17 protein-coding genes and 5 pseudogenes are annotated in these 24,020 nt (G+C 33.9%); 12 read left to right on the top strand and 10 right to left on the bottom strand.

Annotation, left to right across the window (positions count from 1 at the left end; translation table 11 throughout):
* The first annotated feature begins 129 nt into the window (after nucleotides 1–129).
* The 5 genes and pseudogenes from AB3210_RS02565 to AB3210_RS02545 all read left to right on the top strand — a co-directional run bounded on the left by AB3210_RS02565 (nucleotide 130) and on the right by AB3210_RS02545 (nucleotide 9,131).
* Complete coding sequence (locus AB3210_RS02565) at nucleotides 130–1,467, top strand: hypothetical protein (RefSeq protein ID WP_096097233.1); 1,338 nt, start codon at nucleotides 130–132, stop codon at nucleotides 1,465–1,467.
* A 7-nt stretch (nucleotides 1,468–1,474) separates the two neighbouring features.
* The gene (locus AB3210_RS02560; protein ID WP_096097234.1) at nucleotides 1,475–3,673 is read left to right on the top strand and encodes a hypothetical protein; all 2,199 of its coding nucleotides are present in this window, start codon (nucleotides 1,475–1,477) and stop codon (nucleotides 3,671–3,673) included.
* A 649-nt stretch (nucleotides 3,674–4,322) separates the two neighbouring features.
* Complete coding sequence (locus AB3210_RS02555) at nucleotides 4,323–6,266, top strand: ankyrin repeat domain-containing protein (protein ID WP_264336127.1); 1,944 nt, start codon at nucleotides 4,323–4,325, stop codon at nucleotides 6,264–6,266.
* Nucleotides 6,267–6,622: 356 nt separating this feature from the next.
* Complete coding sequence (locus tag AB3210_RS02550) at nucleotides 6,623–7,930, top strand: hypothetical protein (RefSeq protein ID WP_019236482.1); 1,308 nt, start codon at nucleotides 6,623–6,625, stop codon at nucleotides 7,928–7,930.
* 355 nt (nucleotides 7,931–8,285) lie between these two features.
* Nucleotides 8,286–9,131 (top strand): annotated as a pseudogene (locus AB3210_RS02545) (IS982 family transposase).
* Nucleotides 9,132–9,298: 167 nt separating this feature from the next.
* On the opposite strand, the gene AB3210_RS02540 reads toward AB3210_RS02545, so the two are convergent.
* The 5 genes and pseudogenes from AB3210_RS02540 to AB3210_RS02520 form a co-directional block, all read right to left on the bottom strand.
* Nucleotides 9,299–10,855 carry a recombinase family protein gene (locus tag AB3210_RS02540; RefSeq protein ID WP_096097267.1) on the bottom strand — a complete coding sequence of 519 codons (1,557 nt, stop codon included), beginning with the start codon at nucleotides 10,853–10,855 and terminating at the stop codon, nucleotides 9,299–9,301.
* A 2-nt stretch (nucleotides 10,856–10,857) separates the two neighbouring features.
* Entirely contained in the window at nucleotides 10,858–11,280 is a 423-nt protein-coding gene (locus AB3210_RS02535) for a DUF2924 domain-containing protein (protein WP_019236408.1), read from the bottom strand.
* A gap of 17 nt (nucleotides 11,281–11,297) precedes the next feature.
* Nucleotides 11,298–11,867 carry an ankyrin repeat domain-containing protein gene (locus AB3210_RS02530; RefSeq protein ID WP_019236409.1) on the bottom strand — a complete coding sequence of 190 codons (570 nt, stop codon included), beginning with the start codon at nucleotides 11,865–11,867 and terminating at the stop codon, nucleotides 11,298–11,300.
* A complete protein-coding gene (locus tag AB3210_RS02525) occupies nucleotides 11,868–12,575 on the bottom strand; it encodes an ankyrin repeat domain-containing protein (protein WP_230609168.1) in 708 nt (235 codons plus the stop codon).
* 276 nt (nucleotides 12,576–12,851) lie between these two features.
* Nucleotides 12,852–13,665, bottom strand: a pseudogene (locus tag AB3210_RS02520) (IS982 family transposase).
* Between the two features lie 227 nt (nucleotides 13,666–13,892).
* On the opposite strand from AB3210_RS02520, the pseudogene AB3210_RS02515 reads away from it, so the two are divergent.
* Nucleotides 13,893–14,222, top strand: a pseudogene (locus AB3210_RS02515) (IS481 family transposase); the annotation flags it as partial.
* Nucleotides 14,223–14,447: 225 nt separating this feature from the next.
* Here the strand turns inward: AB3210_RS02515 and AB3210_RS02510 are convergent.
* Nucleotides 14,448–16,208: a hypothetical protein gene (locus AB3210_RS02510; RefSeq protein WP_230609167.1), complete on the bottom strand. Its 1,761-nt coding sequence runs from the start codon at nucleotides 16,206–16,208 to the stop codon at nucleotides 14,448–14,450.
* Between the two features lie 395 nt (nucleotides 16,209–16,603).
* Here AB3210_RS02510 and AB3210_RS02505 point away from each other — a divergent pair.
* From AB3210_RS02505 to AB3210_RS02490, 4 genes and pseudogenes are all read left to right on the top strand, one after another.
* Nucleotides 16,604–16,801 (top strand): annotated as a pseudogene (locus AB3210_RS02505) (IS5/IS1182 family transposase); the annotation flags it as partial.
* A gap of 201 nt (nucleotides 16,802–17,002) precedes the next feature.
* The gene (locus AB3210_RS02500; protein WP_064085359.1) at nucleotides 17,003–17,302 is read left to right on the top strand and encodes a transposase; all 300 of its coding nucleotides are present in this window, start codon (nucleotides 17,003–17,005) and stop codon (nucleotides 17,300–17,302) included.
* Nucleotides 17,303–17,717: 415 nt separating this feature from the next.
* Nucleotides 17,718–17,891, top strand: coding sequence for a DDE-type integrase/transposase/recombinase (locus AB3210_RS02495; RefSeq protein WP_230609163.1), 174 nt, complete (start codon nucleotides 17,718–17,720; stop codon nucleotides 17,889–17,891).
* 104 nt (nucleotides 17,892–17,995) lie between these two features.
* Nucleotides 17,996–18,133, top strand: coding sequence for an IS3 family transposase (locus AB3210_RS02490; RefSeq protein ID WP_353272237.1), 138 nt, complete (start codon nucleotides 17,996–17,998; stop codon nucleotides 18,131–18,133).
* A gap of 43 nt (nucleotides 18,134–18,176) precedes the next feature.
* On the opposite strand, the pseudogene AB3210_RS02485 reads toward AB3210_RS02490, so the two are convergent.
* The 4 genes and pseudogenes from AB3210_RS02485 to AB3210_RS02470 form a co-directional block, all read right to left on the bottom strand.
* Nucleotides 18,177–18,525: pseudogene (locus AB3210_RS02485) on the bottom strand (ankyrin repeat domain-containing protein); the annotation flags it as partial.
* A 3-nt stretch (nucleotides 18,526–18,528) separates the two neighbouring features.
* Nucleotides 18,529–19,005 (bottom strand): hypothetical protein, encoded by a 477-nt coding sequence (locus AB3210_RS02480; protein WP_230609162.1) that lies wholly within the window; start codon nucleotides 19,003–19,005, stop codon nucleotides 18,529–18,531.
* A 7-nt stretch (nucleotides 19,006–19,012) separates the two neighbouring features.
* Nucleotides 19,013–20,224, bottom strand: coding sequence for a DNA modification methylase (locus AB3210_RS02475; protein WP_230609160.1), 1,212 nt, complete (start codon nucleotides 20,222–20,224; stop codon nucleotides 19,013–19,015).
* A 112-nt stretch (nucleotides 20,225–20,336) separates the two neighbouring features.
* Entirely contained in the window at nucleotides 20,337–20,795 is a 459-nt protein-coding gene (locus AB3210_RS02470; protein WP_367363650.1) for a crossover junction endodeoxyribonuclease RuvC, read from the bottom strand.
* A gap of 217 nt (nucleotides 20,796–21,012) precedes the next feature.
* On the opposite strand from AB3210_RS02470, the gene AB3210_RS02465 reads away from it, so the two are divergent.
* Both AB3210_RS02465 and AB3210_RS02460 read left to right on the top strand, forming a co-directional pair.
* Complete coding sequence (locus AB3210_RS02465; protein ID WP_230609158.1) at nucleotides 21,013–22,245, top strand: hypothetical protein; 1,233 nt, start codon at nucleotides 21,013–21,015, stop codon at nucleotides 22,243–22,245.
* Nucleotides 22,211–23,326: a hypothetical protein gene (locus tag AB3210_RS02460; protein WP_264953165.1), complete on the top strand. Its 1,116-nt coding sequence runs from the start codon at nucleotides 22,211–22,213 to the stop codon at nucleotides 23,324–23,326. The genes AB3210_RS02465 and AB3210_RS02460 overlap by 35 nt, the downstream gene beginning before the upstream one ends.
* Nucleotides 23,327–24,020 lie beyond the last annotated feature (694 nt).

The following is a 24,020-nucleotide window of genomic DNA, read 5'->3' as shown; positions in this document are numbered from 1 at the left end:
AAAATATCATACTTGGCTCTCAAGAAATTTCCTGTTGTGCAGTGGTAAGGTTTGGAGAAAAAGATTGACTTGGCAACGATAATTTACTAGACTAAAGTTTATATTAAAATACAAAATGGGGTTGCGGGTATGGAATCTGGTTTGGATCACAATTACAATAAAATACTTGATATATTAAAAGGTGCTATTAAAGGCGACGATAATCAAGTTAAAGCAAGAAAACACCTTAGAGTAGAAAGATGGTTGAGGGCTTATATTCAATTAATTGAAGATTTTGATGAGGAAAAACTAATTTTTTTTTCTGATATATTCTCTGATAATTCTTGTTGGGATGGAATAAAATTAAAGAATAAAGCTGTTGGTGAAAGGCTAACTGAAGAAAAAAATAAAAATGGAAAAGAAAATCCGCTTGATCTTGCAGATAGATATTACTTGGCATGTAAATATTGTCTAGAAGATAAGATTCCTGGATTATTTGAACAAGTATTTATGAGATTTAAGAGAAGTGCCTTTGAAGAAGATGGATCTGATGATGATCTGAGAAGAGAATTATTGGAAAATATCGAAGAAACTAGCCCTATAGAAGCTTTCTGGTCTTTTCTTATTGATAAGCAGATTGGAAAACTAAACGAATATAAATCAGTTGAAGGTTTGCAAAAATCCATACAGATAAATTCTAATAAAAACTGGGAAGAAGGTATAGAGTTCTTCTATAATAAATTACACAATGATTCCAGTATTTCTAGTCAAGATAAAGATGATCTGTTAATTGAAGCAGCTTTATCTGCAGTAAAGGGTTACAAAGAAGTAGACACCATAGAGTTTTGCCTGTCTAAAATGGATGATGAGCAAAAGAAAAAATTACTAGATAGAGATTATAAGGAAAATACTTATTATGCAGTGTTGAATGTGCTAGTAGGTCAGTATTACTTTGATTCTTTTATGGAATTAATCCGATTGTGTAGTCAGATTGAATGTGAACGTTACACAACTTTTTTATCTTCATTATCAGATCAAGTACTGAAGAATCCAGATCTGTCTGAAGAAACAAAAAAATGTATGATGAATGTTTGGGAACGTATAATAAAATTAAAAACTCAAGACCGCGGGGAGCAATCTATTTCCTCTATTTTTGTAGACTATTCAGTTACATATACAATAGCAAATTTAATTGTGGATCCAAGTAGACAAGGGGTAAGTAAAGAAGAAATATTAGGGAAGATATTAAAGCACGTAAAAGAAATGAGTGGTGAAGAGATGATAAAGGTTAAAGATTCTGTATTAAGTAAAATTCAGTTATTTCATGGGGGTAAAAAATTGCAGTTAGGAGAACAAGTATTTTCTAAATTAGCTCAAGAAGCTTCTAAAGAATCAATTTTGCGTGAAGCTGGTGATACTTTGCCACAGTCAAGTCTCAGTACGACTGATACCCCATATAATATAAAATCTTTAAGCCATAGCAAATAGGAGTAATATGCCAAGTAATGTCAAGCCGCTTGAGTTGGTACAGCTTCTGTTAATGAGAAATAAATCAAAAGACGAGTTCCTAGATTTTCAAAAAAGGTTCCAATCGTTTATCAATCAATCTCCTTCTTTTTTGCATTCAGTTGGAAAGCCAGGCTTTTTCCCTAGTTTCTTTTTTGGTATGTTTGCTACTGTATTAGACACAGAACTTGCTACTAAAATTGGTATTAAAAAACTTCATTTTCGTTTTGATGATAATAGAACTTTAAAAATAGCTATATTAACTAATGAGGGACTTAAGTGTATAACGATGTCTGATCAAGTTGATGGTAACATGCATCTAAAGTTCTCTCAAGGAGAGTTAGAAAAAATAGCACAGAAATGGAAAATGGGAGCAGAGTTTGATAAACTAGAAAAAGAAGAGCATGAAATAACAATTACAGGAAAAGAAGTAAAGTACGGAAAGGTTGATCCAGCTTTTAGTAAAAAGACTGATTATTCACAAAAAGGTTTTACAGAAATAGAAAAAGATCGTGACCAACAAGACCTAGAGAGCTTAATTTCAAAATTGAGTAATCAAGATTTCGAAGAAGTAAAAAAGAACGCTAGAAGAATGTTTAATTATATTACAAATGTCTATAAGAAATATGAAAAAGAAACTCTATTTAGCGGTAAAGAATCAAGTCATCATGGGTTTTTAGCTGGGTTTTTGATAAATTTTAAGTATCGTTTTCACCTAAAACTTTATCTCGAATTATTTGCTGGAAAAGGTTACGCAGACATTATTTTACTTGTGCGCGGTTCTGATAAGTCGCTAAGCTCTATTCCTATTATTATTGAGCTTAAAGCAGGTACTGGTGAGATAAGTACAGTGATAAAAGCATTGAAGCAAGCACAAGATTATGTTAAGGGCTCTTTTTCTAACTCTATAAGAATGATTACTATAGCTAATGAAGCTATTTGTGTAGGATTAAATTTTGACATGGTTCATCACGAAAATGTTAAAATTGATGTAGAAAATTTTCTTAGTCGAGAAGGTAATTCTGTAATAGAAAAGTTACTTGGCACTGAAGCAGCGAATGCTGAGGTGATAAGAACACAGCTAGAGTATCTTTACTATGGAATTGTTTGGAGCAATGGTGGAAGTGATAATATTAATTATGTCAGCAGAATGATCTTAGGTCAGCTAGTACTTATTTCTAATATTATTAAGCGTGAAAAGTTAGGTAAACATATTTTTATTTATGATCAAAATGATAAAATGGTTACTGGATCACAGAAACGCCCAGAAGCAGCAAAAGAAAGTATTGAGGATTGTGTTACAACTATAGTGCTAACTTTAGGTAAGAAGGTGCTTATACTCAACATAAATGAAAAAAATGAATTTGCATTGAGAGTGCCAGATAATAAAGGAATTCCTATTGAAAATATTAGGAGAATTCAAAACGTCAATGACATAAAGATACAAGAAATAACCTGTAACTTATACAGTACGCCTAGTAATAAGAATCCATTTGATCAGTACTGTAATAAGAATAAGGGAATTACAGTAAATACGTATGACTCATTGGACAAATACAAAAGAGGTAAAGAAATTTTACAAGGTAATTTTACTCGAATTGTGGAAAATAAAAAATTTAAAGCAGCTTTGAGCAAAGCTATAGAATCTGGTAAATATGATGATTACAAAAAACTATTTGAAGAAATTTCTCATATACTACATCCTTTCAAATCATTAATAAGCAATGAGGCTACATTTCAAGCTGTATTGCATGGTTTATTTAGTAGCTACGGAGAAGATAATATAAAAGTTATTACTGAATTTCAAATAGGTGGTGGAGAGAAGTTGGATGTTATTTTGGTTATAAATGCTACTGATCAAAAAAAAGAATACCCCCCAGTTGGAATAGAGCTAAAATTTGCTAAGAAAGGAGAATTGGATAAAAAAGAAAAAGATGCTAAGGACCAGTTGAAAAGATATAAAGAAGGTGAAGCGTATAAGGTAATTACTGATGCTGGCAAAGTGAAACTGATATATGCTGTTTTTAATAAAGGTGCAACAGATGAAGGTTCCCTTATAAAAATTGGTAATGAGTTTGTAGAGGTAGATGTAAGACATAGCTCTGTGGTTGCTTTTGGTCAACAGCCAGGTAGTCTCCAACAACCTTATGTTAAACAAGCAGGTCTATCTCGAGCAGTTAATCAGTGATCTAGTCTTAAGAAATAGTCATCTTAAGTAGGTTATGCTGTCGGGAAGTTTTGTGACAAAGTTATAGAAGGAAAACAAAATGATCCTGATACGAGTACATGGAGTGCTGTTAAAAGTTCGTTTTCCGATACATTTATTACTAAGCATAATATGAATTACATTTATAGTAATCAATCTCCAGTGAATTCCTTAGATAGCTAAGAGCTAAAAGTATGTATTGTGTAAATAGTTACCAAGGCTGGAAGGTTTTGAACTTTTTTTCACAACACTGATGTTCTTGCTAAAATATTTTTGAAAAAGTTAGTTGACTTATAAATAATTCTCTACTAATACTGGCATGTGTTTGTTTATTCTGCTGAAGTGGCTCCGCAGGTTACTGTATAAGCTTCAGCAGTTTCCGTGCTCCTTTAAAGCATCATGCTCTTATAGTAGTGATATCAAGTATAGGTCTTAACCATGTTGATTTATAGTAAAATTAGCTCAAATTTGGAGTCATAAGCAACTTTTAACCTCTCTATATACTCCATTGTTACTCACCATAAAAACTTAACAAAAGCTTAACGACGTGAGCAGTAAAAAGATTATGGTTATTGACTTAATGTTACATATCGCATACAATATATCATATATCTTAGCTTAAGGGGTAAGTATGAGTGAGTCTACTGGGATGGTAAAATCTATCATCAATCTACTAAAGCCAAAATCCAAATCAGAACTATATGATTTCGAATATGAGTCCATTATAGAACATCTATCATCTAAAGAGCATTTATTAAATGAGCTGATGAATGATATGTGGTACTCAGGAGACTTACCATCAGTCAGAAACTATAATGAACCATTATCTTTGATAGATAGCAAACTTGGATTAAGTGAACAAATTTGTGTTTGGTTTGCTCTGGACCATGATCTTACGCCAAGTCAAAAAATTTTAAACAAAAAGTTACTTAGTGCTCTAAAATGTTTAGCTTCTAACTGTGGTTCATTTGATAATACTGAGCCCCTTGAAGAATTTTTACATGATAATAAAAACAATAAAGATTTAAAAGTGATTCTTAACCTAAGAAGAGGAGAATCTCAATCAACAGTATTGCATGCGATTGCAGGAGCAAATATTGGTGGATTTCGTCGCATAGGAAATCAGGCTATAGATTTACTCTTAGAAGCAGGCGCAGATCCTAACATACAAGATAATAAAGGAAAAACACCATTATGCCTTGCTGCTGCCAAAGGTCATTACGATAATACAAACTCTCTCCTCTCAAAAGGAGCTAACCCTAATATAACAAGTAGAAAGGGTAAAACTCCACAACAAATAGCAACTAATAAACTCTGCTATAATATAGAAGAATTATTTTTAACTGATAAACAGAAAAAGATGAATAAGGAATTGTATGACTTACTTGCACTAGATTCAGACTGCACTAAAAATTTAAAGGAGTTTTTAAGTAAGCATAAAAGAGACTCAGACCTAAAAGTGGTGCTAAATATTCGGCACGGAATGGGTGAGTCAAAAGTGTTCTCATATGTTGAACGTTTTGCTTGGGACAATGAAGATCTTGCTCAAGAGTTAAGAAAAATATTTCTAGAAGCAGGAGCATTAGATTATGATAAAAATATTATTTATCGTCAGCAAAAGAAAGGACAGGTCAGCAAATTACTCGTTAATTTAACCTCAAATCAAAAGGAGAAGTTAAATAAGTTTTCTGATAAGATGTTTCAAGCTCAAAATATGGCTGAACTTGAAGAGATTGTAAACGATGCTATAAAGTCTGGTGTACGATTAAACTATTCTCTTTCACAAGATTTCTTTTCAGGTAATGAATACACTTTTACCGATTATGTGATGAAAAAAATCAGTGAGTTGGAAAAAAATCCTAAAGTTGCTAGTAATATAATATGTCAATTAGTATCAAAAGGGGCAGTGTTTGGTAATACAGTTGATGCTAACACACTGACACCAGAATTTAAAGAGCATAAAACTAACCTAAAAAAAGCTTATATAGATTATGTTAGCAATTCTCATAAGTTTATTGAAATCGCAAAAAATGCAACCAATAGCGAGCTAAAAGATGTAAGAGTAGACAACTCCGTTTTTTACTTAGAATATTCTAAAGATAGTAAAATAGACATTATAAAGATAACAGATGGGGTAAGGGATTTAGGTCTCACAGATGGGGATGTAAAGTGTGGAAGAAATATAGTAAGGATTGGTAATAGTGAAGTAGAAATTAAAACTGAAGATGGCATAAGGAATTATACAGATCTTACAGAAGGCAGCAGTATAGTATTAACTTTCTATACTAGTTTGGGAGAATTGGAAGTTAGATTATATCCTGATGAGAACAATAAAAAATTGATAAGAGTAGAAGTGAGCGATGAAGATCTATTTGAAGAAATAGCAAGTCATGAAGAAATAGGGCAAAATTGCTTATTGGGAGGTTTATCGGTTATTGAAGCTATAGATCAAGGTGTTTTTGCTAGATCTGGTGGATTAATGCATCCTGAAGTAATAAGCGAGTCTAACAACAAATGGACAGAACGTGAAGAGTTAAGAAGAGTTTCTGACTCTAGGGGAGAAATTGCTAGGTAAATTATGCAGCTAACCACTTTTGCATCTAGAGTGATTATGCTTTAGTATATAATCAAGTTCTGTAACACTGTTCTAACCCCAACTATGAATTAGATTGTAGGTAAATTATTGAAAATCACTACTTTTTTAGTTAAGTTTGATCAAATTTAAAAGTAGCGTATGCATCATGCAGCTAATACCAACACTCATTGTTGGGAACGCAAATGATAAATTTGTTTAACTTCTCAATTATAGGCAAAAACAGCTCTTTTTCATGTGTTTCATAACTAACGGAAATTGGTATTAGAAAAATTATACTTGCATTAGCTTTTATTCATGCTAATTATGTACATAATATATCTATAGATTGAGGGATTATGATATTAGAATATATTTTAGGAACTAAGCAAGTTCATGCAAATGGTGGATTAGCTACTGAAGAACAGCACATGGAACGTTTTGGTCAGCAAACTCTGGAGCCTAGTCCATCATTGTTAGATCAAGAACAAACTGATGACTGGCATGAGTCCGTTGTTGAAGACAACAATACTGTTGTTGAAAGTTCTTTTATTCCAGAGAACTCAATTTTAATGAATTTAGCAAATCTGTTAACTGAAAGCGAAAAAGTTTCGATTGATGAATTTCATGACAAGATGGAAAGTATAATGAAAGAGTTTCATGAAAATAGATACGAAAGTTCTGCAAAGGTCACTCTAGAAAAGATGGAACGTTTAATAGATGAACATTTGAAAAGAAAAATAAAGCTAAATTTACGCTGTGATCACTATGAACGTAGTGTGTCGAATTTTATATTTAAAAAAATAATTGACATTGCTAATGCTAGCAGTGTTATGCGTATAACTCCTACTACTATATCACGTTATAAGGACAATGGGGAAGAGGCAATAGATGAGTGGGAAGAGGCTTTAGAACCTTTATTCAATATTGTCAATAAGCTACTATTAGCAGGTGCAAAAATAGAGTCTGATTTTTACAATGATAGAATGATAGGTGAAACTATGTGGGGAAGTGATGAGCCTATTTTTACAGAGTGTAAAAAAATTAAGGACAAACTGAAAAGTATCGCATATGAAGGTTTAATAAATAAGAATGAACAAGTTCAAGATGATGATCTGCAAGTAGAAGTAGATAACAATCTTGTTCTTTTTAGGTGGCCAAAAAACAGTATTGTTGAAGTTGGAAAGGTTATGAATAGTAAGGTGAATGAAAACTTTAGTATAGAAAGTAGCATCCTACAGATTGGAGAGAGTATAGTAAGAGTTGAAAATATAGGAGGAAAAAGAAATTATACAGATGTCTTAGGAGATAGCATTGAAATGTCCTTTACCACTGAAGTAGGCGAGATTAGTATTCATCTGTATCCTAGTGATAGTAATATAATAAAAGTAAAGCTTGATGGAGAGAACCAGGAGAAGTTTAACAAATTAAAAGATAAATCAAGTCTAGGAGAAAGCTGCTTTTTAGGAGGAAAAAGTGTTCTACAAGCTGTTAACGATAAAGGTTTTGAAAGAAACGGTAGAATACTTATAGAGTCAGCTGAAACTATTAAACAATCAAATTTTGTAGTGAAAGAATCAGGTGTCCCATCTACTCTTATGAGGCCAATCGATAGTTTAGACCAGCTGCAAAAGGTGGGAGCTTCGAAAGAAATAGTAGTGTGTTAATGAAGTCAACTAAAATTAGTAAACAAAAGAAAGGTCTTGGAGGGTAAAAAAATTGATGTATCTTCAAAGTAAGATTTTCTTAGGTATAAACTATACTCTCAAGGTGAGAAGAAATAGTAGGGGGATAAGTGTTGACTTAATAATTTAGAGATTCTTCTAAAGAAATTATTTTTCTCTCTTGATGTTTATTCTTTTATAGGTATAGCCTTTTGTGTTTGATTGAATTGACTTTTGTGATACCTACAGAATTTCCTTTATCACCCCAACTATGGATTAAATAAAGAGATAAAAGTGCAGCTAAGAAGAGGAAAACAGGGTAAGCTCAAGTATTTTATCAATAATTAAGAGGTTACCCATGAAGAAAGATATTACAGAACTTTACTGTTGCGTCGAGGATTTTTGTCGCACAGTCGATGATAATTTTGCTAATATGCTCCTATCAAAAGGAAGAAAACCCACTAGAATAACGGACTTCGGAAATTCTCACCATAATTCTATTATATCATCAATCCCCTTGCAAAAGTTTCAAAGCTTTTTACCTACTTTATCTGCCACTTTATAAATCTGAGTTTTCTAAATTGCCAACATATGACCGATTTATCGCTCTTAAATCACGGGTTTTATGGATTACTTTTGCAATGGTTCTGCAAACAAGCAAAAATGACAGGTATTGCCTACATAGACACTTCTACAATCGCTGTTTGCCACAAAAAAAGAATCTCCAAGAACAAAGTTTTTGATGGTTTGGCAGAAATTAGTAAGAGCACATATGGTTGGTTTTTTGGCTTTAAATTGCACTTGGTAATTAATGAAATTGGAATCACTTACTCTAACCAAAGGTAACGTTGATGACAGAAAACCTGTGCCAACTCTCACTAAAAGACTGACCGGACTTTTGTTTGGAGATAAGGGCTATATAAAGAAAGAGCTCTTTGAGAAACTCTTTGATAGAGGCCTAAAACTCGTCACTAAAGTAAAAAAAGGTATGAAAAACGTACTCATTTCACTTAAAGAGAAGATTTTACTAAGGAAAAGATCGATTGTTGAGACTGTTTTCGACTCCTTGAAAAACAAATTTGAGATTGAGCACACAAGACACAGATCGCCAACAAATTTCCTAATTCATGTTTTTTCTGTTCTGATTTCCTATTCCATGCAGTCGAAAAAGCCCTCTATTTCTATGCCTTTCTTTGCTGGCTAATCCATAGTTGGGGTTTTATCAGACCCACCACATGATTCAGCGGGAGAAGGGCTATCAGGTTCTTACGCAATAACTTTGGAGTTCTGGAATCGTTTCATATGTATGTTTAAGATTATCACTATTTTTATTACATAGTTAAGTATCAGTTCCTGTAAAACTAGTTTACCTTAATTCTTTGTTTTAAAGTATTGGTTTTCTGGCACATAGTCTTTTCCATTGCCTATTGCTTTTGTAAATTGAGATTCTAAGCCGTAAAACTTCTCCAATTGGTCACTCCATAACATTGGTACTTCTCTTAAATAAGCTAGCTTCAAATCTCTTGGCTGTCTCCCATTTACTATGTCTTCCTTTATTTTTGGAGCTAAATAATTTAATCTCAAAATTTGCTGTATACGTCTTGTACCTATATTAATTTTGGCACTCATCTCTTTAACACTTCTATACTTTCCCTCTTCTAGCTGACGTTTCCATAGGTGAGCTCTCACCACTGCTTTCAGTAGTGCATTATTTGTTTTCCCTTCTGGCTCTACTACTGTGCATTTATTTCCTTTCTTTTTTATTGGTATAAATGTTTCCTCTGACTCAGAATGTACCTCTATTCCATCTTCTCTTATCATTACTCCCTTTATTAACTTTTTCACTACTTCTTTCTGCTTTCCAAAACTTAAATTTTCCCATTTTTCTTCGGTCTTTTCTCTCCAATTTTCATATATCTGCTCCGCTTTCCTCATCACTTCTTTTTCTACTTCTCCTGCTATTACATTTCGGTTTTCTGATTCACAACCTTTTCCCCTTAAATGATTGTTGCATACGTAATATCGATATCTCTTATTCTCCTTTTTTGCATATGTCAGTGTCATATTCACATCACAGCTCTTGCACTTAATTATTCCCCTAAGCAGTGCTTCCTCATATTTTGCTTTTCTATATGGTTGATTCCTTATCAATTCCTGCGCTTTTTGCCACTTTTCTTCTTCTATTATTGCTTCATGCTTTCCCTCATACTCTTTTTCATAATGTTTGATTTTTCCCATATATATTGGATTTGTTATTATTCTCCTTACCGTCGCTTTTTTAAAGATATCTGATTTTGTCCGGTATCCTTGACTATTTAACTCCCTTGCCAATTCTGCCATTGATTTTAGCTCCAAATATCTTTCAAATATGTGCCCTACTATTTTTGCTTCTTTTTCATTTATTATTAATTCTTTATCTTTTACATCATACCCAAGCGGTAAAGTTCCACCCATCCATAATCCCTGCTCTTTTGATGTTGCTATTTTATTTTTTACCCTTTCTACAATCATCTCTCTTTCTAGCTGTGCTGCTCCTGATAACACTGTTTGTACAAACTTTCCCATTGGCGTATTATTATCAAATATCTGCGTTACTGCTACAAAATTTACTCGGTGCCTTCTAAAAAATGATGTTACTTCAATGCTGTCTTTTGTCTCCCTTGATAGCCTATCCAGAGTATACACTACCACACAATCTACTTCTCCTCCTTTAACATCTTCAAATAATTCCTTTATTGCTGGTCTTTCTAAATTCTTTCCTGAGAAACCTCCATCATCGTACCTTTTGGCCAATACTACCCAACCCTCTCTGCTCTTTATGTACTTTTCACATGCTACTCGCTGCGCATCTAAACTGTTAAACTTTTGTTCTAGACCGTCTTCATTTGACTTTCTCGTATATATCGTGCATCTTACTTCTTTTAGCATTTTCAACTTCCATTTTTATCACGCATTCCAAATAATAAAGGTCCGTTGTAACTCATTCCCATTATTTTTCCGGCTACTGCTGACAATGATGTGAAAAATTCTTCTCGGTAGATTAAACCCTTGTCTGTTACCATTACCGCATGTGTTTCTTCCCCTCTCTCTAATATTAGCTCTGTTCCTGCTACTGGCAATTTGTCACTACTTATTCTTTTTCCCTTCTCTAGTCGATCTGCCAGATACTCTAGTCTTTTTGACCCTTTTCTTGACATTTTTCCATATGCTTCCTCCTGCATTCTATATGATAGTCTTGGTATCAGATATTTCTTTGAATGTTTAGGTGCCTCTTCCCCATATACCTTCTTCCATATTTTTCTCAGTTCTGATAACGATTTTCTCTCTAATAACAACACTTCCTTTTCTACCATTTTCTTCCTTTTCTCAATCAACTTCCATAACCTTCTACTAATTCTCTCATGATCTCTTCGCTATTTCCCATATATGCCAAATCTATCGGTGTATATCCTTTATCATCTTTCTCATTTACATCTCCCCTGGCTTCTAATATTGCTCTTACGTTCTTTATCTCCCTCATAAATACTGCTCCGTGTAGTGGCGTCCTTCCTATATAATTTCTAGTATTTACATCTGATCCTGCTTTTATTAGCTCCCTTACCGTTTTTTCACAGCTCATCATGCTTGCACAATGTAATGCCGTATATCCTCCATCATTTTTAGCATTTACTTCTCCTCCTCCTTTTATCAGTGCCTTAATATTTTCTACCTTTCCCAGAAATGCTGCTAGGTGTAACGGTGTATCTCCGCTATTATTTTCTATATTTATTTCTGCTCCCCTTTCTATCAGTAACTTGACTACTTTTTCATCAGAGAATTGTGCTGCTAGATGCAATACTGTATTACCACCTTCGTCTTTTTCATTTATTACATAAAATGAATTCTTCTTTAATTTTTCCAATCTCTTATTTAAATTGAACATCTTAGTTACCCCACCCATTTACCACCTTAAGTCTGTCTCATTAATCATTTCATTCACTTGGCTTATTATCTTGCTTGCTAAATTTTGACATTCCTCCTTTATTAGTGATTTGTCTCTTTTCCTTATTTCTCCTATCTCTATTATTTTTAGCTCCGGCATGTAGCTTCCATTCAACATGTCTGCTATTTCTCCCACTAGCCCCTCTATTCCATAGCAGGTCAGTTCTCTACTTTTTGTTATTCCTCCTTTTTCTCTCAAAAATTTACTCGCCTTTTCACTCTCTTTGCTATCACATAGACGATACTTTTCACTTTCCCATATGTAATACATTGGCGTTGCTCCGTACTTATTCAGTTGATTAACTTCAGCTCCAGCCTTTACCAGCTCTTTTATTATTTCAACTCCTGCTCCTCCTATTTTGCACGCAGAGTGCAGTGGCGTACATCCAGTGACATATTGAGTGGCATTTACTTCTGCTCCCGACCTTAGCAGCACTTTTACATTTTCTAAACTTTTTGCGAATACTGCACAGTGCAGAGGTGTATAACCATTTTTGTCTCTTGCATTAACCTCTGCTCCTTTTTTTATTAATAACCTTACTGTTTTGTAATCAGAGATTTCTACTGCTTGATGCAAGATCGTCTCTCCTTCTTCATTTCTTTTATTAATGTTTTTAAACCCGTTACTTGATACTTCTTTAAAAAACTTACTCTTGCTAAAACTCATTTCATACCTCACAAAATTAGCTTTTCTAGCGCCAGACAAATTTCTTATATTTACCTGCTGCTATTCAAGTCATGTCCTTTTTAGCATGAGAAAGCAAGTCCTTTTCTTTTTATTTCATACATTTTAACCTATTATTAATATAATATATGAGGATCTAAATATAAGTACTTAACTTATTATAGATACAACTTGACTACTTTTCCAACTTCTGTGCAAATGTCGATGTTCGTGCCATTTCAGTACTCCTGGGTAAAATACTAAAACCCCAGTTATGGATTAACCAAGGCAATAAAACTTAGAAATAGAAGGCTTTTTTGACTGCATGGAATATGAAATTAATGTAGAAAAAATATGTACCAGAAAATTTATTGGCGATCTGTGCCGAAGCTCAAATTTATTTTTTAAACAACCAAAGACTGTCTCAATAATCGACCTTTTTCTCAATAAAATCTTCTCTTTTAGTGAGACTAGTGCGTTTTTCATGCCTTTTTTCACTTTAGTGACAAGCTTTAAACCTCTATCGAAGAGTTCCTCAAAGAGCTCCTTCTTGATATAGCCTTTATCTCCGAACAAAAGTCCTGTCAGTCTTTTAGTTATAGTTGGCACAGGTTTTCTGTCATCAACGTTACCTTTGGTTAGAGTAAGTGATTCCAATTTCGTTAATCACCAAGTGCAATTTAAAGCCAAAAAACCAACCACACGTGCTCTTACCAATTTCTGCTAAACCATCAAAAACTTTGTTCCTAGAGATTCTTTTTTTGTGGCAAACGGCAATCGTAGAAGTGTCAATGTAGGAAGATTTTCGCTTGTTCGCAGAACCATTGAAGAAGTAATCCGTAAAACTCTCGGCTTTAAGGCAATAAATCTGTGATATGAAGGCATCTTTGAAAATTCTGATCTATAGAGTAACTTAAGGTAACAAAGATAAAAAGCCTTGAAGTTTTTACATGGCGATTGGTGGTATAACAGGATTATGGTTAGTATTTCTGAGTGCGCTATTTCTGGTTGGTTTTTTGCCATTTGATAAGAACTTATTTGCAAAATTTTCATCTACTACACGACAAAAATCCTCGACGCAGCAGTAAAATATCTTTCTTCATGGGTAACCTCTTAAATTATTGCTAAAATACTTGAGTTTACCCTATTTCCCTCTTTATTAATTCTACTTTTATCTGTTTTCTAATCCATAACTGGGGTTCTTAGAGCAATACAAGATAGTATAGCAAAACTCTCTAAACACTATAACCTCAACTCCAAAACTATTGTTAAGTGGAAAAAACGCTCATTCACTAAAGATGCTCAAACCATTCAATGCACCATAATTATGCTTTCAAACATATATTTGATCATGTTTATGAAGAAAATAATATCGAACATCGCTTAACAAAAGTCAGCCACCAGTCAACTAATGGGCAGGTTGAGCTTATTGAATAGAACACAATTCAACAGTCAAGAAATATTACTATAAGTCACATCAACAACTTAAAGAGCATCTCTATAACTTCGTTATAGCCTATCACTATGCGAAAAGACTTAAAACTCTCAAGGGTTTAAACACCTTTTGAATTCATATGTACAAAGTGGACAAAATCTCCAGAGTTGTTTATAGTTAATCCATGCCATCATATTCTGGGGCCATACATCTAAAAGGTTTAATATATTTTGCTCTATGGTTATCTTTTTAGATTCCTTGTCTATCCTATTCTGCCAATCTCCTGAACGGATACAAAAATAGTAATATCCTACATGCCTTGAAGCAGTTAATACATGTAAAGAGGCAAGCTCATCATGCAACTCAACCCACATAGACAAGGTTAACTGAAAAAATCAAGAACAGAAACAACAAGACCTCTCTTCACAATAAGTGATATTTTACCGCGCAAGATCCTTCTTAGATTCTTGACAACATTGTGCGTCCTGTAACATACCAGAGGGAACGTTATCAGAAAGAGAGGATATAGAATCAACATTACTTACACTAGCAACAGGTGATACATTTTCATCAGAATCAATATTACTTATACTAGTAGTAGAGCTAGCAAGAGGGGATACATTTCTAGAGCAAGAACTACTACCGTACAAGAAAGAAGTACTACCATGAACAATATCTGAAACAGGAGGAGAAGTAGGAAAAACATTAGGACGTCTAGAAAGATTAGGCATGCTATGGTAACTAGGCAAGAACTGGTGACGTGACATGGGAAATGGGAAGCCTTGAAAAGGTGGACGAAAACGATTAGGAAAGGGGTGAAAGGGCCTAAAAAATGGATGTAATGCAGGTGGACGGTTGAAATAAAGCGGGGGCTGGTACACTGAAAAGTGATCTCTATCCGCAAAACCTTGACGGCCACTTCTGCCTCCTACTCTATCATATGGCTTGCCAACATCAGAAAAACTCTCACATCTTTTATTTCTCACCTTTCCACGACTTTCATTACCACTCGAAGAGTCTTGTCGTGTAAAAAGCACTGTCCCATGTTCATCACTATCAGCCGCTCTGGACGAAGATGATTTACTTTCTGAACTTGGTTTCTCTTCGGAAATAGCACCCACACCATTAGAGACTGCCTTACAGTTTTCAGAACCCAACCTTTCACGATAGCTCTCACTCCTACTTGAAGAGTCTTGTCGTGTAAGAGACGCTGTCCTATATTTATCGCTATCAGCTGTTCTAGAGGAAGATGGCCTGCCTTCTGAACTTAGTTTCTCCCTAGAAATAGCACCTGTGTCCTTAGAGACTGACTTATGGTTTTCAGAATCCAACCTTTTACGGTAACTTTTACTCCTACTTGAAGAGTCTTGTCGTGTAAGAGAGGCTGTCCTACATTTATCGCTATCAGCTGTTCTAGACGAAGATAGTCTGCCTTCTGATCTTAGTTTCTCCCTAGAAATAGCACCTGTGTCCTTAGAGACTGACTTATAGTTTTCAGAATCCAACCTTTTACGGTAACTTTCACTCCTACTTGAAGAGTCTTGTCGTGTAAAACGTACTGTCCTATATTCATCGCTACCAGCTGTTTTGGAAGAGAATGGTCTACTTTCTGAACTTGATTTCTCTCTAGAAGTAGCACCCATGTCCCTAGGTACTTTTCTTCCTTCCATCTCCAGGAAACACAGATCAATTGCACGACGAAAGACTTGTTCCTTACTTTCCGATTTGGCAAATCTGAGCAGATTAGAAACATCTGACGAAGCATCACGGACAGAATGGATTAGCTTTTTGAAGGAAGAGTACAAGCGATCCCCTTTCTCAATGGAAGTCTCCAAACCCTCTACCATAGAAGAAAAAGTACTGATAGATTGAGAAAAGCTTTCCAAAAGACTAACAAAATCCTGCTTATTAGAATCAAATCGTGGTATTGATCCTAATGCTTCACCAGAGGAAACAAGCCTATAAAAATCCTCAGCATTGAAAGACACAAGCCCGGAGGATTCTTTCAGATTGTAGCACAAACTCCATAAAGCTCTAAAATCATTATCACTGGAACACTTTTGAATAAATTCATCTTTTGTCGCTAGCGCTACAGATTGCAATTGATCCACCTGTTCATTCAAACTTCTACTAACATCGAACAACGACTTAAGCTTGTTCTTCAAACAATTTAACAAGAAGAGAACTATACTATTGTCCATTTCTTTATACCTAATAACATACGTGCTCAGCTCATTGTAAGCCAATATCATAAGTACTTCAACAATTATTTTAAATTAACAATGTTTTATACCAAACATTCACTATTGGAAAAAAATGGAACAAGTTATAAATTTGCTTAACTCTCCAAATTAGAGGGAAAAAGAGCTCTTTTTCATTTGTTCTACTACCAATGAAACTTGGTATGAAACAGCTATATGCAGGTTTGCTGTAAAACTTCAGCAGTTTTCCACTCCTTTAAAGCATCATGCTCTTATAATAGTGATATCAAATATAGGTCTTAACTATTTTCATCTCAAGACCTTCTGCAAAAGGTGATTGAAAAAGTGATGTAAGAGAGGTAGAAGAAGAATAAGCAGATCAAGTAAGGTAAAAAATGAGCTTTAGTTACTATAAAATGAAGAAGCACCCAAGAAACTTTCGTAATATAACAGGTTTAACTATAGAGGAGTTTGAAAAGGTGGTGGAAAAAGTGAGGTCTGAGTGGAAAAAACTTGAAAAACAGAAAAAGTGCCATGGTAGAAGATCACAACTACCAACTCTGGAAGATAAGTTATTTTGCGTAATTTTGTACTGACCTTACCCAGAAAAAGTAGACAGGTAGTTAAGACGTTTTTTTCATGAAAATGATGAATCAAATTTTTCAGGAATGCAATAGTTAATAGTAGAATGTCTACGTTGTTTGTTATAAAAAATTGACCTTACCCAGAAAAAGTAGACAGGTAGTTAAGACGTTTTTGAAGTAAAATAAAACGTTTTTTCAAAGAGGTGTAGTATGACAAAAAGAAAAGAATATACAGCAGAATTCAAAATTGAAGCTATAAGACTAGTAAAAGAAACAGGTCAATCATCAGCAAAAATAGCAAGAGATTTGGGTATTAGCGGTGATTCATTAAGCAGATGGGTAAAAACATACAATGATAGAATGTCTGGAGTAGATGCGTTTCCAGGAAAAGGGAAAGTAGCTCATTGCGACAAAGAAAAGTTTGATTTAAAGAAAGAACTGGCAAGAGTAACTAGAGAAAGAGATATTTTAAAAAAAGCCCTGGGATATTTTGCAAACCAAAAAGAGTGAAATATTCTTTTATAAAAGAGCATGAAAACTGCTGTAAAATAAGAGAGCTATGCAGGTTTTTGAACGTATCTGCTTGTGGTTATTATAAATGGATTTCTAAGGAAAAAAGTAATAAAAAATCAACAAGAGAAGAGCTCATAAAAGATATTCAAAAGATATATCAAGCGTCACAATGCAGATACGGAGCTCCACGCTGAATTAAAGGTTTTAGGTAAAAATTATAACATCAAAACAGTGCAAAATGTTATGCAGGAAAATGGCATTCAAGCCCAACTTAGACGAAGGTTTAAGACTAAGAAACTTCAAACAGACAATAGAGTTATAACTCCTAACATATTGGATCAGAATTTCACCACTGATCAGCCAAACAAGATATGGGATTACATACATAAACACCAACGAAGGATGGCTATATTTGGCAGCAATAATAGATTTATATTCACGCATGGTAGTTGGTTGGTCAATGAGTAATTCAATAAATAAGCAATTAGTTATAGATGCTTTATTGATGGCTGTTGATAGGCGCAAACCCGTTAAAAATCTACTATTTCATAGCGATCAAGGATCACAGTACACCTCTAAAAATTAGAGATTTTTACTGAATACAAAAAGTATTATTTCTAGCATGAGTCACAAAGTTACGATAATGCTGTTTCGGAGAGCTTTTTTAGTTCACTAAAGAGGGAATTACTCATTGATACCTCACAACACTCCGCACAACAAGCTAGAACCGCAATATTTGAATACATAGAAATTTTTTATAACAAACAACGTAGACATTCTACTATTAACTATTGCATTCCTGAAAAATTTGATTCATCATTTTCATGAAAAAAACGTCTTAACTACCTGTCTACTTTTTCTGGGTAAGGTCAATTTCTTCATGTCCAGCTCCTGATGCTAAGTGTAACGGTGTATGTAGTAAAGCATTCTGCTCATTAACATTAACTCCTTTGTTGAGTAAAAACCTTACAGCATTTGCTTCATTCAACATCGCAGCTAAATGAAGTAAGCTATCTTTTCTTGCACAAGAGAGCGCACTTTTACCATCATCATCAGTGATCAGTGGATTAATATTTTTCCTATTGAGTAAGAGCGCAACCATACTAAGCTCGTTAATTTCTACTGCATAATGTAGCGGTGTCTTTCCATTTAATCCTCTGACATTAACATCTAATCCAGGTTAGACACTTTATTAATTCTAAACTTAAGTTAGCAGACATTATTTAAAACTTAATATTAGATAATTCTTGTAATGAGTTTGTAATCTCTTCGGTTAGCGCCATATGAATCTTTTCAGTGTCACTCAGTGATGCAAGTAGTGCTGACACTCTATTTGGAATATTAAGCAGATTATTACGGACAACTCTTGCTACATTAAATGCTTCAGTTTTTACTTCCTCTACTGCTACAAGTTCACCAATCTCAGCCCTAGCTTTTGCCTCAAGCAGTTTACCACGTTCCATTTCATTTTTTATTCTAGTTTTTAGCAACATCGTGGAAAGGTTACTTGTATTTTCGTTTTCTGGATTTTTCCTCCTCAGTGGCTGACTTGGATCTCTTATTGCCGCTACTGCTTCATTTGCTTGTTCTCTATTGATCAAACCATCCTCCAACTCAACTATTCCTTTCTTTACTAAATAACAGACATATTGCTTTGATACTCCTATCTCTCTTGCCCATTCTGTTTGTGTAATTTTCACTTTTTTCCTACTGTTTTTCTCCTTGAATTTCTGCAAAAGTTTTACCAGTACCGGCTAAAATGGCATCTCTTCCGGTATATATTTGCCAACGTTTTATGGTTACATCTACAAATTTTGAATCTAGCTCTATTGTTCTGCAAATTCTTCCTGTTCTCTCACATGCAATCAGTGTACTTCCAGAACCGCTAAATGGATCAAGTACTATGTCTCCTGGTCTGCTGCTGTTTACTATTGCTCTCTCCATTAGCTCTACTGGCTTCATCGTTGGATGTAGTGTATTATGCGTTGGCTTATCATAAAACCACAGATCACTTTGATTTCTACCACCATGCCACTCACGTTTATTGCCGCTTTTCCATCCATAGAGCATTGCTTCGTATTGTCTTTGATAATCAGACCTGCCTAGCGTAAAATGATTCTTTGCCCAAATGATAAATGTTGACCATTTTCCTCCTGCCTCTTCAAATGCTTTTTGCAACGTTGAAAACTCTGATGATGATATGCAGATGTAAATTGCACCTTTCGTATATGCTAAAATATGGGAACAGATGTCATAGAGAAAAAGTTCGTACTTTTCACCTTGATTATCATTTAATATCTTTTTGTCTTGGCTATTACCATAATCAACGTTATATGGAGGATCACAAACAGTAATGTCTGCCATTTTATCATCTAACAGCGCTTTATATGATTCAACTACAGAGCTATCACCACAATAGATTCGATGATCACCTAAAATCCATAAATCACCTGGTTTTGTTATTTCTACCTTTTTGTCATCAACAACTAAGTCAGAAAGATCTTCTTTTTCACTATCTAAATCATCAAGGAAATGTTGAACTTTTTCTAATTCAAACCCTGTCATTTTTAAGTCAAACTGTAAATCTTCTAACTCTTGAATTTCTACTTTCAAAAGCTCATCATCCCACTTTGCCCAATTAGCTGATTGATTTGCCAGCAATCGAAAAGCTTTGGTTTGTGGTTCATTTAGATTATCACTGAGGACTACTGGAATACTTTCCATACCAAGTTTTCTTGCTGCTTTAAGTCTTAAATGACCATCAACCACAGTTCCATCGCTTTTTGCAACTATTGGTATACGAAAGCCGAATTCCCTGATTGAAGCACACATTCTATTTACTACGTCATCATTTTTACGAGGATTACGCTTATATTCGACGAGGTTTTCAACAGGATAGTAGTGGATTGCTAAATTCATATAATTTAAATTCTTAATAATTAAAAGGTTAATATTCAAAATATGTCTGACGCTAAAGAAGGCCTGAGGTCGAACCCACCAAACCCGCCAGTATGGCCGAAAGGACCCACTTTTATGGTATTTTTGATATGTTAAAATCTTTACTGATATAGAACATTAATGCCAAAGCATCGGCCTCATTATCATCTTTAGGCAAAAAACCTTTTTCACGTATCGCTTCAATAACTTCACTTTTACTTGCATTGCCATTACCAGCTATAAAGCGTTTGATAGTTTTAACATTAACACCTTTGTATGGCACATGATGTTCTTCACACCAAGCAGATAGAACGGCAAGAAAACCACCGTAGCAATGCGCTGCATCAGTTCCTAGATTTCTTCTCACTTCTTCAAAATACACTGCAGTGAACTCATGTTTCAAAGAATTAAGCCAATTACGAAAATTCAAGAAGCACATGCCACCTCCACTGAAACGACTACCATGAAAGCTTTTGCTTCCACTTTGAATTATTCCATCTGTTAGAATTGCCCAGCCCGTTTGCTTGCCAAGGTCCAGTGTTAGGATTGACATTTATATTCAGAGTTTGTTTCGCTAGAGTGCTATATAATATATATTCAGGATTTGAAAAATTTTTGTCCAAAAAATCTTCTTCTTAAGCAAACTTTTTAGAAAAAACTTGGTTAAAAATCAGTAAACAGCCATTGCATAATTATTGGTCAAGACTTTCAGATTTCTATCTTAACTATTTAAATAGTCTATTATGTTATTATGGTGTGGTTAGTTTCTTATGAACATTTATCCAAATCGTAAATTTTGGGAAGATGATTTAGAAGTACCTGTTAACCATTTGCTTGACCGTTTTCACAATACAAAAATACGTCAGTCTTGGATAGATTCACTTTCTGGTAAGCAATTAAATATTATTTTTCAAAACTCCTTTAAAGATAAATTAAATGCTCAACTCTTTGATGATGAAAGTTACGATAATACATCTGTACAATACAAACGTAAAGTGATTGCTAATTATTCCGATTCTCTCGTTACTTACTACTTGATTACCTGTTTTGACCGTGCAAAACTAGAAGTTACTGTCAGTGAAATTGCAAGATCTGCATTAACTACAGAACTCATGAAATCCTACCTTGTAAAAAATAATAATAAATATGATAAGAAGTCTTTGCTGTTTCTACTGTTTCATGCAGATTACAATCTTTTAAAGTCTGTCTATCACTTTGAAAAAATACAAAGAAAGAGTTTCATGTCTTTTGCCTTACAAAAAATACCAAGACGACCAAGTACTCCATTTAAGGACTTTATCTCAGAGGAAATCATACAACAAATACTGAAAGAAGATAACATTAAGAGAAATGACAGTTTCGAGAATCAACTACAAGGTTTCTTCTATCATCAGAATCGTTTATATGTGTTAATACGCAAAGCTAGCGATATAGATTTGTTGTTAAATTCAAACAAAGTTATTCATGGCCATAAGGCAGAGTGGATGATTTTGGATTTTCTACTAAATGGCACTCAGGTAGATCTTGGTGCTAGAAATATTGATCAAGCTATAGAAATAGCAAATAGCATTGCAAGTTGTTACTTTGGCTGCGAATGTATTTTTGTAGATGTGCAGGATAAAAACTTCGCGGAACAGGTGCATAAATTTATAGAAACTTGTATTAATGAATCTGATTCAAATATTCGTGTTTTTGAGTTAAAGTTTCAGTCAAATCGTTTCAATTACAGCTATACTAATATCACTTTGACTGTCGCTCCATATGATCCTATTGCACCGGAATTGCATGTTTTAAAGCCATTTGTAGGAGACATAGTACCATTGATAGAGTCGATTAAAGTAATATTTCAAGGCAAAAAGATAGGCTTATTTTTCAAGCGAAGTGATGAGTATATAGCAATTTACTACTCTGAACATCCTCTGAATAAAAGGGAAAGAGAGGATTTTAAAGCATACATAAAACAATTTTATGGTCTTACAATCTTGCCAAGAGCAAATCTCTGATCTTCTTAATTCTGGCAGCTCTTGGGTTAACCCAAATCAAAATTACATCAAAGCAGCAAGGTATTTGTCAGATCTTGAATTAATTAAGATGCAAGAGAGGTCTTACATTATCTGCTCTCGTAGACAAGATAAATTAGATTGGCCAAATATAGTTGATCCATACTGTAACAATGAGATTTTCATTGATGAGGACTTTAACGAAGCATGCGATAATATAATTTGTGAAAATTGCAACCGTGATATTTTACCTAATACCTACAAGAAGCAAAGATTTCATCGCTTATCTGTATATTTAAACCCAGAGAAAATCATGCATTGGTTTGAAGGTCAGCTAAGTGATACAAATTTTATGTGGCAAAAAGTGGAAAGTGGAGTTTATCATGTTGGTGGACAAGGTCAATTTGTAAATCTCATTGTTCTTGATTTTTGCACCAATCCAACATTCTTAACGATAGATAAGCTTAAAGCTAATCCAACTGTATTAATAATACTGAGAAAAAATCCATCAAACATACCTCTTGATTTGCCCATAGTAAAAATGGTTGACCTTTTCTTTCAGCATAAGACTTTAATTGAAGTATTCCAAGAAGCAGCACAAAGAGGAGTACTAGAGTTCATACCAAATACTTCAATGCAAATCTTACATACTGCACTTAATCTAATTGAACCTTCTAAAGAGAAGGAATTACTAAAGTTGCAATTGATAGAGGGCTCACTTTACGTAAACAATATAGAGATTCTAAATAAGAAAGCTGTAGCATGTATGAAAGTTTTGCGCGTATTATTTGAACAATTTTTGAATGATTGTAAAAAAGAATTACCTCCTGAAAAACACATGTTGCTTAGCATAACTGAAATAGAAAAGCGCCTAAATCTTGATCCAGAAGCAGATCCAGAACATCACATCAGAAAACCACTAAACACAATCCAAAGAACAATAAAAACTACATTAGCCAAAAAGTTAGGACTAAACATCGAACGTAATGATGTGATTCAAACAGTTGGTTGGCCTGGATCATCGCGTAGAGATTATGGTTACCGTATTAACCCTTTTACTTTGGTTATAAAAGCAACTCGTTAAGTTTTAGAGATACTAAATAACCAATTAAACGCCATAAGTTACGTAAAATATCGACTATACAAATCTGTCATACATTAAAAAAATTTCTTTACAACTAAAGTAAAACGTGATAAAATTAACATAAGGTTTTTCTTATAAGTTAAGACATGGTGTTAATCGGCTTTTAAGGGCTGTTATAAGCATTCTTTAGGTCAAGGTGGTATAATTGTACCCTCGGGTCATAGAGTCTTTTTAAAATGCTATTATAAATTGTTTTGTCTTTTGTAAGCATTTGTCTTTCACTTTTAGGTCCTTCATCTTTTTTTTCAAGTTGTTCAAAATGCAATAGTAGGTTTTTCATATTTTTGTCTCTGTGTTGTATTTTTATTAGTGACTACTTTTCCAAACTTCTTTCTTTTTGCTCAAAAGTTACTATGAACCATTACTATAGTTATTGTATTTTATATTAGTTTATTATTATATCATTTATTATTATTTATATATATATAATATATAAGATTCTCGGAAAGTGGAAATCAGCCACTGTAGCGGGTTTGAGTATTACCAAATTAGCTAAATTTTTTGGAAATGGAAACGTAATATTTCTTATATTAGATGGCTAAAAATCAACGAATTTCAATAGTTTAAGTGTGAATATACTCTAATTTCCAAATCTTGATAAATTTTCCGGAAATCATGGAAATTTGGTCGTGTG

The sequence above is a fragment of the Wolbachia endosymbiont (group B) of Scrobipalpa ocellatella genome, assembly GCF_964188425.1.
Classification (GTDB): domain Bacteria; phylum Pseudomonadota; class Alphaproteobacteria; order Rickettsiales; family Anaplasmataceae; genus Wolbachia.
Note: the sequence above shows the minus strand (reverse complement) of the source record. Positions and strands in the feature narration are given on the sequence as shown.

Excerpts from the sequence above, each read along its gene's own strand:
- AB3210_RS02565 (WP_096097233.1), top strand. The coding sequence starts at position 130 with ATGGAATCTGGTTTGGATCACAATTACAATAAAATACTTGATATATTA.
- AB3210_RS02560 (WP_096097234.1), top strand. The coding sequence starts at position 1,475 with ATGCCAAGTAATGTCAAGCCGCTTGAGTTGGTACAGCTTCTGTTAATG.
- AB3210_RS02555 (WP_264336127.1), top strand. The coding sequence starts at position 4,323 with ATGAGTGAGTCTACTGGGATGGTAAAATCTATCATCAATCTACTAAAG.
- AB3210_RS02550 (WP_019236482.1), top strand. The coding sequence starts at position 6,623 with ATGATATTAGAATATATTTTAGGAACTAAGCAAGTTCATGCAAATGGT.
- AB3210_RS02540 (WP_096097267.1), bottom strand. The coding sequence starts at position 10,855 with ATGCTAAAAGAAGTAAGATGCACGATATATACGAGAAAGTCAAATGAA.
- AB3210_RS02535 (WP_019236408.1), bottom strand. The coding sequence starts at position 11,280 with ATGGTAGAAAAGGAAGTGTTGTTATTAGAGAGAAAATCGTTATCAGAA.
- AB3210_RS02530 (WP_019236409.1), bottom strand. The coding sequence starts at position 11,867 with ATGGGTGGGGTAACTAAGATGTTCAATTTAAATAAGAGATTGGAAAAA.
- AB3210_RS02525 (WP_230609168.1), bottom strand. The coding sequence starts at position 12,575 with ATGAGTTTTAGCAAGAGTAAGTTTTTTAAAGAAGTATCAAGTAACGGG.
- AB3210_RS02510 (WP_230609167.1), bottom strand. The coding sequence starts at position 16,208 with ATGGACAATAGTATAGTTCTCTTCTTGTTAAATTGTTTGAAGAACAAG.
- AB3210_RS02500 (WP_064085359.1), top strand. The coding sequence starts at position 17,003 with ATGACAAAAAGAAAAGAATATACAGCAGAATTCAAAATTGAAGCTATA.
- AB3210_RS02475 (WP_230609160.1), bottom strand. The coding sequence starts at position 20,224 with ATGAATTTAGCAATCCACTACTATCCTGTTGAAAACCTCGTCGAATAT.
- AB3210_RS02470 (WP_367363650.1), bottom strand. The coding sequence starts at position 20,795 with ATGTCAATCCTAACACTGGACCTTGGCAAGCAAACGGGCTGGGCAATT.
- AB3210_RS02465 (WP_230609158.1), top strand. The coding sequence starts at position 21,013 with ATGAACATTTATCCAAATCGTAAATTTTGGGAAGATGATTTAGAAGTA.
- AB3210_RS02460 (WP_264953165.1), top strand. The coding sequence starts at position 22,211 with ATGGTCTTACAATCTTGCCAAGAGCAAATCTCTGATCTTCTTAATTCT.